This window comes from Rhizobium sp. SVR5-2C, assembly GCF_056755115.1.
In genome coordinates this window covers 18,774-33,397 of record NZ_JBNDHT010000002.1, presented here as the reverse complement: position 1 = coordinate 33,397, position 14,624 = coordinate 18,774, and the positions used below count along the sequence as shown (strand labels likewise).

The following is a 14,624-nucleotide window of genomic DNA, read 5'->3' as shown; positions in this document are numbered from 1 at the left end:
AGAGAGGAAACGAACATGAGCAGCTTCCAAGCCCAAACGATCCGGACAGAACAGCCCGTCCTTGCCGTTGAGAGATTGACGACTTCGTTCCTGGTGGACGGCGAATGGAAGCCGGTCGTTCGCGACGTCTCTTTCACGGTGGCGCCGGGCGAGACGGTGGCGATCGTCGGGGAATCCGGCTCCGGCAAGAGCGTTACTTCGCTCTCGATCATGCGGCTTCTGCAGGCCGATTCCAGCCGCATCGAGGGCCGCATCATGCTCGGAGGCCGCGATATTCTTGCGCTGCCCGAAAGCGAGATGCGCCAGGTGCGCGGCAATGACGTCGCGATGATCTTCCAGGAGCCGATGACGAGCCTTAATCCGCTCTTTACGATCGGAGACCAGATTTCCGAGGCCCTGCTTTGCCACACGAATATGAGCAAGGCCGAGGCGAAGAAGGAGACCATTCGGCTGCTCGACAAGGTGCGCATCCCTTCGGCCGCGTCGCGCTTCGATGAATATCCGCACCGTTTTTCCGGCGGTATGCGCCAGCGCGTGATGATCGCCATGGCACTTGCGAGCAAGCCGAAGCTGCTGATCGCCGACGAACCGACGACCGCACTTGACGTGACGATCCAGGGGCAGATCCTCGACCTCATCAAGATGCTCCAGGAAGAAGAAGGAACATCCGTCCTCTTCATCACCCACGACATGGGAGTGGTCGCCGAGATCGCCGACCGCACCGTCGTCATGTATCGCGGCGAGCAGGTGGAGACGGGTATCACGAGCGATATTTTCTATCGGGCCAGCCATCCGTATACGCGCGCCTTGCTGTCAGCGGTGCCTGTTCTCGGCTCGATGAAGGACTACAAGCGGCCGCTGCGATTTCCCGTCGTCAATACCAAGACGGGCGAATCCGATGTGCCAACCGAGGTAACCGACACGGTCGCCTCTGCGCAGCGTCCGGTGCTTGAGGTCAAGAATCTTGTCCGGCGTTTCGATATCCATTCCGGTCTGTTCGGCAAGCTGAGCGGCCGCGTCCATGCGGTCGAGAACGTTTCCTTCGACCTCCATGCCGGTGAAACGCTTTCGCTCGTCGGCGAATCCGGCTGCGGAAAGTCGACAACCGGTCGCGCCATTATGCGGCTGATCGAGCCTCAGAGCGGATCGGTGCTGGTCGAGGGCAAGGAGATGCTGGCCCTCGACAGGAAGAGTCTACGCGAGATGCGGAAATCCGTGCAGATGATCTTCCAGGATCCCTTCGCCAGCCTCAACCCGCGCATGACGGTCGGCGCCGCGATCGCCGAACCCTATCTGGAGCACGGCATGGGAACCGCGAAGCAGGCCCGCGATACCGTCGCCGATCTGCTGGTGAAAGTGGGACTTTCCCCAGATATGGCGTCGCGTTATCCGCACGAATTCTCCGGCGGTCAGCGTCAGCGTATCTGCATCGCACGGGCGCTGGCGCTCGAGCCCAAAGTGATCGTCGCGGACGAAAGCGTCTCCGCGCTCGACGTGTCGATCAAGGCGCAGGTCATCAACCTGATGCTCGATCTGCAGCAGAGCCTCAACCTCGCCTTCCTGTTCATCTCGCACGACATGGCGGTTGTCGAGCGCGTCAGCCATCGCGTCGCGGTCATGTATCTCGGCGAGATCGTCGAGATCGGACCGCGTGCTGCCGTCTTCGACAACCCCCAGCATGCCTATACGAAAAAGCTGATGTCGGCGGTGCCGATTCCGGATCCGGACCGTCGACGTGAACACCGCGGCCCAGTGAACGAGGAACTGAAGAGCCCCATCCGGCCGATCGACCACAAGCTCCAGCCCCTGCAATATCTGGAGGTCTCCCCCGGTCATATGGTGGCGCTTTAAATGCCGCAGCGTCCGGTGGTTCGGCTTTATCTTTCGGTTTCCGCCGAGCCCGCGCCTGGTCGAGGAGATGCTGCTGGTACATGGCCTTATGTTTCGTATGAGACGATCCGTCGCTGGGCCGGAAATTTGGTCCGGCTTTCGCAAAGCAGCTGCGTCGCAAGAAGGCTTCGTAGCCGCGGCCGTCTCGAACTCGATCTTCACTGCGACCGGTGGACGAATTCACAGCTTTTCCATCACGATCGACAAGATTCTGGACAGCGGCACCTCATGCAAAGCGCAATAGAGACGGACAAACTCCGGTCCGTCTAGCTAATGCCCAGTCGCTCGAATGCCTCAAGCGGCGCTTCATTTGCCCGCATCAGTGATGCCATGATTGCCGTCATCCTGGATTCTAATGCCTCGTCTTTCAGTGGACGAGCTTGACCAGGATCGTTGAGCAGATCGTAAAGTCGGGTCTCCTTTTCGAGGAGGGCGCCCGGACCGTAGTTCGAATACATCGGCGAGCGCTCGGTGACCGGTACCTTCAAGAGCGGTACGTTCTTCGTCCAGCCAAACGGCTTGGCCAGCGTGGATGACGCGAGTTCCTCCGGCGTGAACCGTTGCGTGATGTGGGTCGGCATCAGCGTGTATTGGAAGATTTCCTGCGTCTCGATGTCTTTCGGGAAGCGATGGTAGGTGTATCGTCCGTCGGTGACGTTCACTGCGCCGCCGAAATAGCCGAATATGACGGCCTCCCTTGCCTGGTCGCGAAGAAGCGACCTTCCCTCCGTCTCCGGAGGCGGCTCAACCCCATACAGATCGAGGAATGTCGGACCGACGTCGATCGACTGGGTCAGACGGGCCACGCGCCGGCCGCCGGGATTACGCGGGTCATGGATGAAGAGCGGGATATGTACGATCTCTTCGTACATATTCATGCGGTTCTTCGCCCAGAAGTCATGTTCGCCGAGCAGGAATCCGTGATCGGTAGTGACGACGAGCGCAGTGTCCTTCCATAGATCGTGCTCATCGAAGTAATCGAGCAACTGTCCGAGAAGGAAGTCGCAGAGAGATACGATCGCATAGTAGTTGGCGCGAAGCTCGTCAGCCTCTTCGGGAAGTTCCTCGACGCGACCATAGCGTGGCCAGTCGCGGATCGGACCGTTCCAGCCCGTCTTGAATGGCTCCTTGAATCTCTCGGGCGCGAAGAAGGGCTCATGCGGATCGAAAGTTTCTATCTGCAAGAGCCAGTTGTCCGCGTCGCGGTTGATATCGAGGAATTCGAACCCACGCGCGAAGCATTGAACGGACGGAAAATCCTCTTCCTTTTTGATGAACTCGCGGTTGATCATATACGGATTGTACTTGCTGATCGGCCCGCTTGCGGTCTGATTATGGTGGTACTTCTCGCGCAGACGCTCCCAATGAGGCTGGACCATCGCCTTCCACGGATCGCTTTCTTGACCCCGGATGAAGTCGAACGTGTTGTAGCGATTGTGGTAGGTCGCGCCGCCGTCCTCCCAATAGTGATAGTGATCCGTGATCAGGTGCGAATGGACGTCCGCCGTCTTCAGTAATTCCGGAAATGCGTTGTCGAATGGTTCGAGCGGCCCCCAGCTTCGATGAAGGAACGTCAGGCGCCCGGTCAGGAGATCGCGTCGCGCGGGCATGCATGGCAGCGAGCCGACGTAGTGCTTGTCGTAGACCGCCGTCCGCGCGGCCAGCCTGTCGAAATTTGGCGTCGGAATGCGTGTTCCACCATAGCCGCCCAGCATATGCCGATTAAGGGAATCAAAAAGTACGAAAACGGTCTTCATGATGAAATCTCCGATGATGGCGGCTGAAGCCGCGCAATTTTCCACATCTGACAAGATCGTTGAAGCCGATCCGTAGCGGCGAAAAACCCCGCTTGCAATGTTTTATTACCGCGTCATAATCATTTTTGCACACGTGCTCATTTTGTCATTCGACCGTTACAGAGGACCCCTAAGAGCGAATTCGTTCGTGCTTTTCATGGGGCCTCCAGGCGGTCGTCAGCAATGGTGATGGCCCGCAAAGAGGTTCACACCGATCATCTGGGAGATGAAGAGATGACTATTCTGCCGACATTGAAGTGCATGACCGTCGCAGTCGCCATCCTGGCCTCGACCACCGCGCTGTCCTTTGCCAAGGACGTGACCATCACGGTCTGGGCCGGCGGCACGGGCCCGAACGACGTCTATCGCCTGGACGCGATCGACATTGCAGCCGAGCAGCTCCAGCGGGAAGCCGCGATCAAGGGCGAAGACCTCAAGATCAAGGTGGAGAAAAAGGCCTATAGCGGCTGGGAGGACTTTAAGCAGGCGATGACGCTTGCCGCGGAAGCCAAGACCGCGCCGAATATCGTCGTCACCGGCCACGAGGACATTGGCCCTTGGGCGCAGTCCGGCCTGATCGTGCCAATCGAGGACTACGTCGATCTCGATTCCTGGCCGCTTAATGACATCTATGAAAATCTGATGACCATCGCCTCCTTCAATGGCACAGTCTACGGCATTCCGCAGGATGCCGAATCCCGCCCGATGTTCTTCTGGAAGCCCTACATGAAGGCAATCGGCTATAGCGATGCCGATCTCGACGCACTGCCGCAGAAGGTCAAGGACGGCAGCTATACAATGAAAAACGTGCTGGAAGACGCCAAGAAGATGCAGGACAAGGGCCTCGTCCAGCCAGGTTACGGTTTCTATCCGCGCAATACCAACGGCCCCGATTTCTGGCAGTTCTATACCAGTTTCGGCGGTACGATGGAAGAGAGTGGCAAGCTCGTCTTCGATAAGGCGGCGATGCAGCGCACCTACCAGTTCTTCGCCGATGCCGTGAAGGATGGCGTCACCAAGAAAAACCATATCGGCATGCCCGGTGATCAGTGGTGGAAGGAAGTCGCCTCCGGCAAAGCCGGCATCTGGCACGGCGGCACCTGGCACTACGCGCGCTATGTCAATCAGGAAGGCCTGAAGGACTTCTTCGGTAATGTCGTCTTCACGCTGATTCCGGCCGGCGAAGGCGGCAAGGCCAACACGCTGACGCATCCGCTCGTCTATCTTCTGACCTCGGGCCACGACAAGGACGACACCGAGATCGCCGCCCAGCTGGTCAAGATCGCCTCCGAGCCGCGCATCAACGTGCTGCATGCGGTCAAATCCGCCCATCTCGGCATTTCGAAGGCCGAAACCGAAATCGAGCTCTACTCCTCCGATCGGTGGACGCGTGAAGCGACCGAGCGCCTGTTGCCCTATGCCAATGCGATGCCAAACAATGCCGATTTCGGCACGTACTGGAACATCATGTGGAAGGGCCTCGAAGCGTCCTGGACGGGCGCCAAGACCCCCGATGCCGCTGCCAACGATGTCGAGAGCGAGCTGAAGAGCACGCTCGGCGACAAGATCGTCATCCGCTAGGCGCAAGCAACGCTCCGGGCGGCGTCGTCCGCCCGGACTCTTTGCGGAGGATGCCATGAGAACGTCCAGAACGCTTGGCCTCGTAATGATCGCGCCTGCAGCGCTCATGATTCTGTTGTTTTTTCTGATGCCGGTGGTGCTGACCGCCGTCTTTTCCTTCACCAGCATGACGACAGCCACGGGCATTTCCGGCGGCGCCTATCAAGTCGCGCCGAACTCTCTCATCGCGCTCAAGGACGAAATGCCGGACGTCGTGCAGCAGCTTACCGAGCCGCGCTACGTGATCGACGAAGAAGGGATCAAGGGCCTCGACGGCCTTGGGCTCGAGCCAGGCATCGCCAAGGAACTGCACGAAAAACACCTCGGCGAAGTCTTCCCCTCACGTCGCGAAGCCGAGCGCATGATCAAGGATCTTGAGGACCGGCCGTCGACGCGGGAGGTCAAGCAAATCTCGGAGCAGTTTAACCGTTCCGTTGCCAATCTGCGATTCTCGAACAAGGAAGAACTCTTCGCCTCGCTCGACAAGTTCGGCATCAAAATGACATCGGAGCAAAAGGAAAGCCTCGCCAAAGCGACCTATACCGGCTGGAGCTGGACGACGGAGAACTTCTCGCGCATCGCCTCCTCGCCGGACATGGCACAGGTCCTCTTCAACACATTGCTCTACGTCGCCCTTGTGCTCGTGCTCTTCAACACGAGCTACGCCATGCTGCTGGCGATCTGGACACACTATATGCCGGATGCGCCGGCGGCGATTTTCCGGTCTGTCTGGCTTCTGCCGCGGATCACGCCCGTCGTCATCTATGTGCTGATGTGGAAATGGCTCGCCTGGGATACCGGCTTCATCTCCACCCTCATGAGCAAATTCGGGTACCCGCCGAAGAACTACCTGCTCGACAACGCTTACAATGCCTGGTTCTTCGTTGTGCTGATCAACGGCTTCATCGGCGCCTCGATGGGCATGCTGGTCTTTTCCTCTGCGCTGAAAGCAATCCCGAAGAGCCAATTCTTCGCAAGCGAGGTGGATGGCGCCAGCCGCTGGCAGCAGATCCGCTATATCATACTGCCGCAGATGCGCTGGCCGATCCTCTTTGTCACCTGCTATCAAACGCTGTCGCTGCTCGCCTCCTTCAACGAAATCCTGCTTTCGACCCGGGGCGGGCCAGGCAAGGCCACTGAAGTCTGGTCCCTTGCCGCCTATCACACGGCACTCAATAACTATGCAGGTAATCTGGAATATGGCCTCGGCGCCGCCATGGCGCTGGTACTCGTGACAATCGGCATAATCCTGTCGCTCGCCTATCTGCGCGTCTTCAACTACACGGCGCTGGTTGCGCGACCGCTCATCGAGGATTGATCATGGCGCAGAAATCGCAGCCCTCGGCAAACTACCGCACCTGGCCGGTCATTCTGGCGCTCACCATCGTCAGCCTGCCGTTGGTGCTGATGTATGCCTATCTTTTCATCGACACCATCACCGACAAGCAGCCCGCGTCGCTGATCCCGGATTCGCTCACCCTTCGCCACTGGTCATTCCTCTGGCAAACACCGCCCGGAAAACCGAACATCTGGCTGGTGACGCTGAACACGCTTATCTTCACGGCGAGCACAACGACCGTGGTACTCATCGTCTCGTCGATGGCGGGCTACGTGCTGTCACGTTTGAACGTACCTGCCCGCGGCTTCTTTCTCGCCGGGGTCATGGTGCTCCATGCCTTTCCGTCGGTCACGCTGATCATCGCGATCTTCATCGTGCTGCAGATGGTCGGCCTCTATAACTCGCTGATCGGCGTCATCCTTGTGAAGGCTGCCATCGACCTGCCGCTTGGCATATGGCTGATGAAGGGCTTCTACGACAGCGTGCCCTGGGAAATAGAAATGGCGGGCGTCGTCGACGGCGCCTCGCGCTTCCGCGTCTGGCGCAGCCTCGTACTGCCGCAGGTGCGGCCGGCGATCATGGCGCTGGCGCTCTTCTCCTTCCTTTCGGGCTGGGGAGAATTCATCCTGCCGTAGGTATTGGCGCCGGGCGGTCAAGTACAGGTGCTCTCGGTCTATCTTGCGGGACTGATCGCCGATGACAACAACTTCAACTTCGGCACCTTCAAGGCCGTGGGCGTGTTCTATGTGATCCCGGTGCTGCTGCTTTACGCGTTCTTCCACAAGTATCTCATGAATATCTACGGCGGAGGGAGTAAAGGCTGATGCGTATCCTCCTCGACAGTTTCTCGAAGAGCTTCGGCGCCACCAAGGTGATCGAAAACATGACCCTTGAAGTGGCGCATGGGGAGATGCTGGCCCTGCTCGGCCCCTCGGGCTGCGGCAAGTCGACGACGCTCTTTGCTATCTGCGGCATCCATCGCCCGACCGGCGGCCGCATCCTCTTCGGCGACCGCGACGTGACCAACCTTCCGAGTCAGGCCCGCAATGTTGGTGTCGTCTTCCAGTCCTACGCGCTCTACCCGCACATGACCGTTGCCGAAAACATCGGCTTTCCGCTGAAGGTCAAGGGTATGCCCTCAGCCGATATCCGTAAGGAGGTCGACGGCATCGCTACGCTCGTGCAGATCGGCAACTTGATGGGCCGGCGCCCCTCGGAGCTATCTGGCGGGCAGCAGCAGCGTGTCGCCCTTGCCCGCGCGCTGATCCGCAGGCCCGACGTCCTGCTTCTCGACGAGCCGCTCGCCAATCTCGATGCAAAGCTCCGGCTGGAGATGCGCTCGGAAATCCGCCGCATCCAGCGCGAGACGGGCATCACAGCAATCCTGGTCACCCACGATCAGGTAGAGGCCATGAGCATGTGCGACCGCATCGCCATCATGAAAGAAGGCGAGATCATACAGATCGCAACACCGGCAGAGATGTACAACGACCCGCACACCGCCTTTGTTGCCGGCTTCCTCGGTAATCCGCCGATCACCTTCCTCCACGGCGTGGCGGCACAGGGTGCCTTTTCCATTCCAGGCAGCGAGATCAAGGTTCCACTTCCCGTTTCGGTCGCCGCCGACGAAGGAACCAAGCTGATGCTGGGGGTGCGGCCGGAGCACTATAATCCGGCGGGCGACGTGCCGGTCACTGGCATCGTGAATTTCGCCGAAACGCAGGGCCGTGAAAATCTCTATGACGTAAAGCTTGCCGGCGGACCGTTGCTGCGCTCCATCCAGCCGGTTCGCCACGATATCAGGATCGGCGACGAGGTCACCTGGGCAATCGACAGCCGCAACGTGCTCGTTTTCGACGAAACCGGACGGAAGCTCTGATGCAACGCGATTTTTCGACCTTCTTCGAGCGCTACGGCTGGCCTGTCAGCAAGGGCAGGCTGCCTTTCTGCATCGGCCATCGCGGTGCAAGCGGCCATGAGCGGGAGAACACGCTCGAAGCCTTCCAGCGCGCCGCCGACCTGGGCGCGGAAATGTGGGAGCTCGATACGCAACTCACCAAGGACGGCGTGGTTGTGGTCTCCCACGACGATCATCTGGAGCGCGTTTTCGGCATCGACCGCCATATTTCCGAGATGACGGCCGCCGAGCTTGCCGCCCTCGAAGGCGTCAACGTTCCAACTTTCGAAGCAGTCGCAGCACTTGGGCGGCAGACCAACACGGGCCTTTACATCGAGCTCAAGGCGCCGGGCACGGGACTTCTCTGCTGGAAGCATCTCGCCGAAAAGAACCAGCGCTTCGCCTGCCTCGGTTCCTTCGATACAGCGCAGGTCCGCGAGCTGCGCGAGGCGGGCTGCGATTATCCGCTTTCCGTCCTGATCCGCGTCGGTCACGATCCGCATGCGCTCGGCGACGAGGCGGGCGCCGATATCCTGCATCTCTGCTGGGAGAGAGCCGGCGAACGGCCTCAGGATCTGGTCACTCCGGCTTTGATGGCACGCGCGTTCGGCGAAGGCCGCGAAATCGTGCTGTGGCACGAGGAAAGACGGGCGATCCTCGATGAGATAATGAGACTGCCGGTGCTCGGCATCTGCACGGATTTGCCGGACATGATGCGCACCGCGCCTGGTGGGGATGGAAAATTTGGCGGACAAGGATAAAGGACCGCGCCGGGTAACGTCCTTCGACGTGGCGCGCGTGGCAGGTGTCTCGCGCGCGGCCGTATCGCGCGCCTTCACGCCGGATGCGAGCGTTTCGTCAAAGACACGCGAAAAGGTCTACCAAGCGGCCAAGGAGCTGGGCTACCGCGTCAACTATCTCGCGCGCAGCCTGACGAACAAGCGCTCCGATCTCGTCGGCGTCGTCGCGGCAGGGCTCGACAATCCGTTCCGCACGCTTCAGATCGAGCATCTCACGCGGACGCTCATTTCCCGCAATTTCCGTCCGATCCTGCTGCCGACCTCGAAGGAGGCGGATACGTCGACCGTCATCGGCCAGCTTCTGCATTATGCCGTCTCCGGCGTGATCGTCACATCGGACGCGCCGCCGACGGAGATTTGCGAGCAGTGCGCCGCCGACGGCGTGCCGATCGTGCTGATCAACAAGGGCGACGACATCCCCTTCGTCGATCGCATCGTTTCCGATGACCGCACCGCCGGGCACCTGGCCGCCGATCACCTGATCGATAAAGGCGCCAAGCGCCTCGCCGCGATTGCCGCGTCCTCTGTCTCGTACACGGCACGCCGCCGCAGCGAGGCCTTCCTTGCCCGCTGCCGCCAGCGTGGCCTTGAGGCACAGCTATTATCCGCCCCCGTAAACGACTATCGAAGCGGCTTCGAGACGGCGTCTGGGCTTGTCTCCTCCGGCATCGACGGCGTCTTCTGCGCCAATGATTACATGGCCTGCGGCGTGATCGACCGGCTGATGGCGGGCTGCAGCCGTCAAGACGCGCCCGCCATACGCGTCATCGGCCACGATGATATTCCCCAGGCAAGCTGGGCCGCCTACGAACTCACGACCATCCGCCAACCCTGCGACCTGCAGGCCGAAAGGGCCATCGACCTGCTAACTAGCCGAATCGCCAAGCCCGACATGACGGCGCGCATAGAATTCACGCCCGTTTCGCTGATCACGAGAAGGACTGCCTGATGAGTTCCGCATTCGATTCCTCCGCCCTTGAGGCCCGTGCCGCGGCTGCGATCGAGATCGCCCGCCGTGTTGGCCGCGAGGCGGCTCGCTTCCGCAGGGAAATGGGTTCCGAATTGAAGGTCGAGAACAAGGGCCTGCAGGATTTCGTAACCATAGCCGACCGCAATGCCGAGGAGGCCATTCGCGACGGGCTGCTTATGCTGTTCCCGCAAGACACCTTCATGGGTGAGGAAACCGGCGGCGGAGCCGGCAGGGCTGGAACCTGGGTGGTCGACCCGATCGACGGGACGACGAACTACATCCGCGGCTTCAGCCACTGGGGTGTGTCGATCGCCTTCTGCGCCGAGGACCGTCTGGAGATCGGCGTGGTCTACGACGCCGCGAAGGATGCGGTTTTCTCGGCGATCCGCGGCCGAGGTGCCTTTTGCGAGGGGGCTCCCATTCATGCCGCAGCGACGAACGATCCTGCCAATGCCATTTGCATCCTCGGCCATTCGCGCAAGACGAGCTTCGACGAACACCTTGCGGTCTCTCGGCGGCTGCATGAATGTGGCATGGACTATCGTCGCATGGGTGCCGCAGCGATCGACCTTCTACGTGTGGCCGAGGGAGCGGCCGATCTCTATTACGAGCGGCACCTTAACGCCTGGGATATGCTCGCAGGCGCGCTGATCGCGCGCGAAGCGGGCGCGACGATCGCCATACCCGCGCTCTCGGCGCTCCTGTCTGAAGGCGGCCCGGTTGTTGCCTATTCACCGGGGCTTGCCCGACAATTCGAATTTCTTCTGGAAATCGAGGGTCTGGCGCCGGTAACGGACTGATCAGACCGTCGCGCGCCGTTTCCAGGCGCGCTCTGTGGCAGGGGCTTCGTCTGTAGTCACCTCATCCGGTTTCAGCGCCATCAGCGCCGAAAAGTTCATCCATTCCTGGTCGTCAAATCCCGCGTCCGGATTCTTCAATGTAAAGGTCCAGGCATCAACACGCCGTCCCTCGGCCCGGCAAAGGCCGATCATGTCGAAACCGTCGGAGTGGGCGCGCAGGATCAGAGGCCAGTGAAGGTAGACGATGTCCGGCTCCGTCGGCCCGCGCAGGTCGGTCAAGAGTTCCCGCTCAACGGCGGCCAGACCTTCCCGTTCGTAGATATCGGCCAACTTGTCGGTAGGATCGATACCCCGCTTCAGATGCGGCAGGCGCTCTTTTACCGCCACGATCAGGTCAAGGCAGGCACCGCTGACCACCACCGAAGCGGCGATGTTGCTGAAATGCGCCGTCAGATGCGTAACCCCCTGCTCACCGATCGTCGCGTAATCGTCCTTCATGTCGAACTGCAGCGACGCACGCGGATGGGCCATTTGCATCATGGCAGAAAGATCTTCGCTGAGGATCAACGGCCGCCCGCCTTCCTGCATGCGGACGGAAAGCAGTTCTTCCATCATCTTATCGGCAATTGGCCCGCGTCCCGTCGTCTCGCCCTCCAACACGGCGTCGTGCAGTACGACGAAGCCTCGATCTGCGCGCACACGAAGATCGAGCTCCATCGACGCGCCCTCCTTGAAGCCCGCCCGCATGGCCTCGCGCGAGAAAAGCGGGTCCCGCATGCTACGCCGCAGGCGGTGCCATTTCAGGCGCGTGCAATGGCCTCCATGGTGAATTTCCAGACCCAATTCGCTCATGTCGCTAGCCCCTTCGTTGCCCCCTGTGTTGGCGTGGACCGGAACAATTTGCAAGGGGGCGTAGCACAAAGGCGCGCGGCTAATGACGATATCTGCGAGCTTGCTCAACCCGATGAGGGCCAGCAGTTCCCCTGTCGGCGTTTCGGTTCTCTAATCTCGCACCAGCACCGCGTCGCTTTTCAACCAAAATGGTGCCAGATAGAGCGGGGTCGATGAGAAGGGCAGGATTTCATCCCGAAGCTCGACCCCAAGGCTGTTCTTCATAAACTCGCGGCGGAGCGCGATACGTCGCGCGGCTTCCGGATGTTTTGCAGCGAGCTCATCGCGCAGGCTGCGGTCTGCGAAGACGACCGTGTCTTCACAATTCAAAGCCCAGCCAGTCGGAACAGGTGTGGGGATGACATCAACCTGAAAGAGCATGCCCGAACGAATTTTATCGGTGGAGCCCGGGCGAACCGGCGTATTGGTCCATTCTTCGTAGCCGCCCAGATGGCCCGGATTGAGGGCAGACTTCAGGTTCGCTTCGGCCAGCTTGCCGACCACGGCGTCATGGAGCGTTCCGCCCGATACGCCGATCGACGCCGTCTCATACCAGGAAATCAGTCCCTGAAAGTAACCCTTGGCGATGGAAAGAAATTCGTCGTTTCCGTCATCCAGCAAACCGGCACGGGAAGATAGCGCTCCCCAATGCCCAATGGCTGTGGTGACGCCGTCTCCCTTGTTCAGCTTTCGGCCGGTCGCACTCCGAAGACCGATTACGGGCTCTCGACGGCTCGCCGAGGCGAACATGGTATGAACGTTCAGCGCGTCACCGGCGTAACCCATGCGTGATACTGCATCAAACTCGGTATCACCGACCTTTGCCCCTGATACAATTCGCCATGTCGCAAGCGAGCAGCGAGTTGCCGCCCACTCGAACTGTACGATCTGGTCGACGTCAAGCGACGCCGCAAGGCCATTTTCCGGGTGCATGATCACTCTGGTCTGATCGGTAACCCGGCCAGCGGGACCCACGACCCGCTGAAGCGCCTGAACGTAGACAGCCGGAACAAAGAAGCCCGTATCAGCCTGCTGATCTTCATATTCTTCAAGGTATTTCCATCCAATGAGGCCGACGTGGTCGCCAGACTTGATGCCCGCGTCAGCGAGCCGGTCCGCAAAACGCGGGTACCGGCTTCTATCCTGTCCCATGAGGCTGAGCGTCTGGCTGAGCAGAACGTCCAGACCCGGCAAACGTGCGAGTGGCGCGTAGCTTTCTGATTCATTGCCCGTGATCAATACGCGCTTGCCCGCCGGACCCAAGAGAAGAAATGCTTCCTCGAAGCGTGGCTCGAAACCGGTGAGAAAGGCGATATTACCGAAGTGTTCACGATCAGCATAAACGGCCAGCCAGTCGCATTTGGCATTTGCATATGCTGCGTTGGCGCGAGCTTCGTAGGTTGGCGAAGGTACCAACGGCTTGTCACCAACCGCGCCGAAATCCGGGAGCGCGACTGTCTTGAGAGAGATCGTCATTTCCGTTCCTTTGTCGTTACGCGCGTGAGATCAATCGCTGTAGATGCTTAAAGTTTCACTGCACCTGCCGGGCGACCAAGGAACAGAGATCGTCGATCGCCTCCCGTCAGAGTAAGGCAGCGTAGTTAAGACGGTACGAAGGTACGGTTCCTTACCCAAGGTTCCAATATCAATCAGATCTACGGAAAGTTGGGGCCGTCCGGAACTCCGCAAATCAAGAGATCGAACTGGCCCCGCAACTGCTCTAGCCCCGTTTTTCACCGAGACGGGCAAGCACGAAATCGTACTGGACGTGCCAGAAGTCGCCATCGAATTCATAGGCCCTGGCGCGATCGGGGTCATCGATACGCCGGAACTCGGCAAGCAAGCTCTTCTTCACGCCGAACACCGCATCGGAGTTGATGTAGGGATCATCGGGGTCGAAGATATGGGTGATCAGTGTTTCGAAGCCATCGGCCTTGATAATGTAGTGGAGATGCGCCGGCCGATTGGGATGGCGGCCCAGCGTTTTCAGCAGTTTCCCGACCGGACCGTCGTCCGGGATCGGATAGTATTTGGGTTTCACCGCCCGGAACCAGTAGCGCCCGTCCGGGCCGGTACGGAACACGCCCCGCAGGTTGAAGTCCGGCTGAATCCCCTTTTGCTGGACGTCGTAGAAGCCCTCGTCGTTGGCCTGCCAGACATCCAGCAGCGCATTGGCGATCGGCTGCCCGTCGGTATCCACGATCCGACCTTCGATCACCATATCCTCGCCCTTCTGGTCGAGGCAGATGTTCGCCCCCATCGGCAGTTCCGGCGCGTCGGCAACGTGAAACGGACCAAGCACCGTGCTCTCCGATGCACCGGAGGGTTTGCGGTTGTTGATCGCGTCGACCAACATCGAGACGCCAAGAACATCGGACAGCAATATAAACTCCTGCCGCCACTCGTTGCACATCTGCCCCGTGCGCGTGAGAAAGAGAATGGCCTGCACCCACTCATCCTGCGTCGGCTCGATTTCCTTGACCGCCTCATGGAGTTTTCGGGTGATGACTTCCATCACCTGTTTCAGGCGCTCGTCTTTAGCGTTCTCATTTCTGCCGGTTACGACGGCGACAGAATCTTCTTCCGTGAAGAAGCCCTTTTCATGTGCTTCCATGATGCTC

11 protein-coding genes and 1 pseudogene are annotated in these 14,624 nt (G+C 59.9%); 8 read left to right on the top strand and 4 right to left on the bottom strand.

Going from position 1 to position 14,624, the window contains the following annotated elements:
• Positions 1–15 precede the first annotated feature (15 nt).
• On the top strand, positions 16–1,851 hold the full coding sequence (locus ACPYOI_RS00925; protein WP_481422415.1) for an ABC transporter ATP-binding protein: 1,836 nt from the start codon (positions 16–18) through the stop codon (positions 1,849–1,851).
• Positions 1,852–2,156: 305 nt separating this feature from the next.
• Here the strand turns inward: ACPYOI_RS00925 and ACPYOI_RS00920 are convergent, their stop codons facing one another.
• The gene (locus ACPYOI_RS00920; RefSeq protein WP_481417233.1) at positions 2,157–3,647 is read right to left on the bottom strand and encodes a sulfatase; all 1,491 of its coding nucleotides are present in this window, start codon (positions 3,645–3,647) and stop codon (positions 2,157–2,159) included.
• A gap of 273 nt (positions 3,648–3,920) precedes the next feature.
• Between ACPYOI_RS00920 and ACPYOI_RS00915 the strand changes: the two genes are divergently transcribed.
• The 7 genes and pseudogenes from ACPYOI_RS00915 (at position 3,921) to ACPYOI_RS00885 (ending at position 11,112) form a co-directional block, all read left to right on the top strand.
• On the top strand, positions 3,921–5,267 hold the full coding sequence (locus ACPYOI_RS00915) for an extracellular solute-binding protein (RefSeq protein ID WP_481417232.1): 1,347 nt from the start codon (positions 3,921–3,923) through the stop codon (positions 5,265–5,267).
• Between the two features lie 55 nt (positions 5,268–5,322).
• Complete coding sequence (locus ACPYOI_RS00910; protein WP_481422413.1) at positions 5,323–6,624, top strand: carbohydrate ABC transporter permease; 1,302 nt, start codon at positions 5,323–5,325, stop codon at positions 6,622–6,624.
• Between the two features lie 2 nt (positions 6,625–6,626).
• Positions 6,627–7,469 (top strand): annotated as a pseudogene (locus tag ACPYOI_RS00905) (carbohydrate ABC transporter permease).
• Positions 7,469–8,524 (top strand): ABC transporter ATP-binding protein, encoded by a 1,056-nt coding sequence (locus ACPYOI_RS00900; RefSeq protein WP_481417229.1) that lies wholly within the window; start codon positions 7,469–7,471, stop codon positions 8,522–8,524. The pseudogene ACPYOI_RS00905 and the gene ACPYOI_RS00900 overlap by 1 nt, the downstream one beginning before the upstream one ends.
• A complete protein-coding gene (locus tag ACPYOI_RS00895; protein WP_481417228.1) occupies positions 8,524–9,303 on the top strand; it encodes a glycerophosphodiester phosphodiesterase in 780 nt (259 codons plus the stop codon). Before ACPYOI_RS00900 ends, ACPYOI_RS00895 begins: the two co-directional genes overlap by 1 nt.
• Positions 9,287–10,291, top strand: coding sequence for a LacI family DNA-binding transcriptional regulator (locus ACPYOI_RS00890; RefSeq protein WP_481417227.1), 1,005 nt, complete (start codon positions 9,287–9,289; stop codon positions 10,289–10,291). The genes ACPYOI_RS00895 and ACPYOI_RS00890 overlap by 17 nt, the downstream gene beginning before the upstream one ends.
• On the top strand, positions 10,291–11,112 hold the full coding sequence (locus ACPYOI_RS00885) for an inositol monophosphatase family protein (protein WP_481417226.1): 822 nt from the start codon (positions 10,291–10,293) through the stop codon (positions 11,110–11,112). Before ACPYOI_RS00890 ends, ACPYOI_RS00885 begins: the two co-directional genes overlap by 1 nt.
• Here the strand turns inward: ACPYOI_RS00885 and ACPYOI_RS00880 are convergent, their stop codons facing one another.
• The 3 genes from ACPYOI_RS00880 to ACPYOI_RS00870 form a co-directional block, all read right to left on the bottom strand.
• The gene (locus tag ACPYOI_RS00880) at positions 11,113–11,964 is read right to left on the bottom strand and encodes a glycerophosphodiester phosphodiesterase (protein WP_481417225.1); all 852 of its coding nucleotides are present in this window, start codon (positions 11,962–11,964) and stop codon (positions 11,113–11,115) included. It lies immediately after the preceding gene.
• Between the two features lie 150 nt (positions 11,965–12,114).
• Positions 12,115–13,479, bottom strand: a complete 1,365-nt coding sequence (locus ACPYOI_RS00875) for a M24 family metallopeptidase (protein WP_481417224.1) — start codon at positions 13,477–13,479, stop codon at positions 12,115–12,117.
• Positions 13,480–13,723: 244 nt separating this feature from the next.
• The gene (locus tag ACPYOI_RS00870) at positions 13,724–14,617 is read right to left on the bottom strand and encodes an intradiol ring-cleavage dioxygenase (protein WP_481417223.1); all 894 of its coding nucleotides are present in this window, start codon (positions 14,615–14,617) and stop codon (positions 13,724–13,726) included.
• Between the last annotated feature and the right edge of the window lie 7 nt (positions 14,618–14,624).

Excerpts from the sequence above, each read along its gene's own strand:
- ACPYOI_RS00925 (WP_481422415.1), top strand. The coding sequence starts at position 16 with ATGAGCAGCTTCCAAGCCCAAACGATCCGGACAGAACAGCCCGTCCTT.
- ACPYOI_RS00920 (WP_481417233.1), bottom strand. The coding sequence starts at position 3,647 with ATGAAGACCGTTTTCGTACTTTTTGATTCCCTTAATCGGCATATGCTG.
- ACPYOI_RS00915 (WP_481417232.1), top strand. The coding sequence starts at position 3,921 with ATGACTATTCTGCCGACATTGAAGTGCATGACCGTCGCAGTCGCCATC.
- ACPYOI_RS00910 (WP_481422413.1), top strand. The coding sequence starts at position 5,323 with ATGAGAACGTCCAGAACGCTTGGCCTCGTAATGATCGCGCCTGCAGCG.
- ACPYOI_RS00900 (WP_481417229.1), top strand. The coding sequence starts at position 7,469 with ATGCGTATCCTCCTCGACAGTTTCTCGAAGAGCTTCGGCGCCACCAAG.
- ACPYOI_RS00895 (WP_481417228.1), top strand. The coding sequence starts at position 8,524 with ATGCAACGCGATTTTTCGACCTTCTTCGAGCGCTACGGCTGGCCTGTC.
- ACPYOI_RS00885 (WP_481417226.1), top strand. The coding sequence starts at position 10,291 with ATGAGTTCCGCATTCGATTCCTCCGCCCTTGAGGCCCGTGCCGCGGCT.
- ACPYOI_RS00880 (WP_481417225.1), bottom strand. The coding sequence starts at position 11,964 with ATGAGCGAATTGGGTCTGGAAATTCACCATGGAGGCCATTGCACGCGC.
- ACPYOI_RS00875 (WP_481417224.1), bottom strand. The coding sequence starts at position 13,479 with ATGACGATCTCTCTCAAGACAGTCGCGCTCCCGGATTTCGGCGCGGTT.
- ACPYOI_RS00870 (WP_481417223.1), bottom strand. The coding sequence starts at position 14,617 with ATGGAAGCACATGAAAAGGGCTTCTTCACGGAAGAAGATTCTGTCGCC.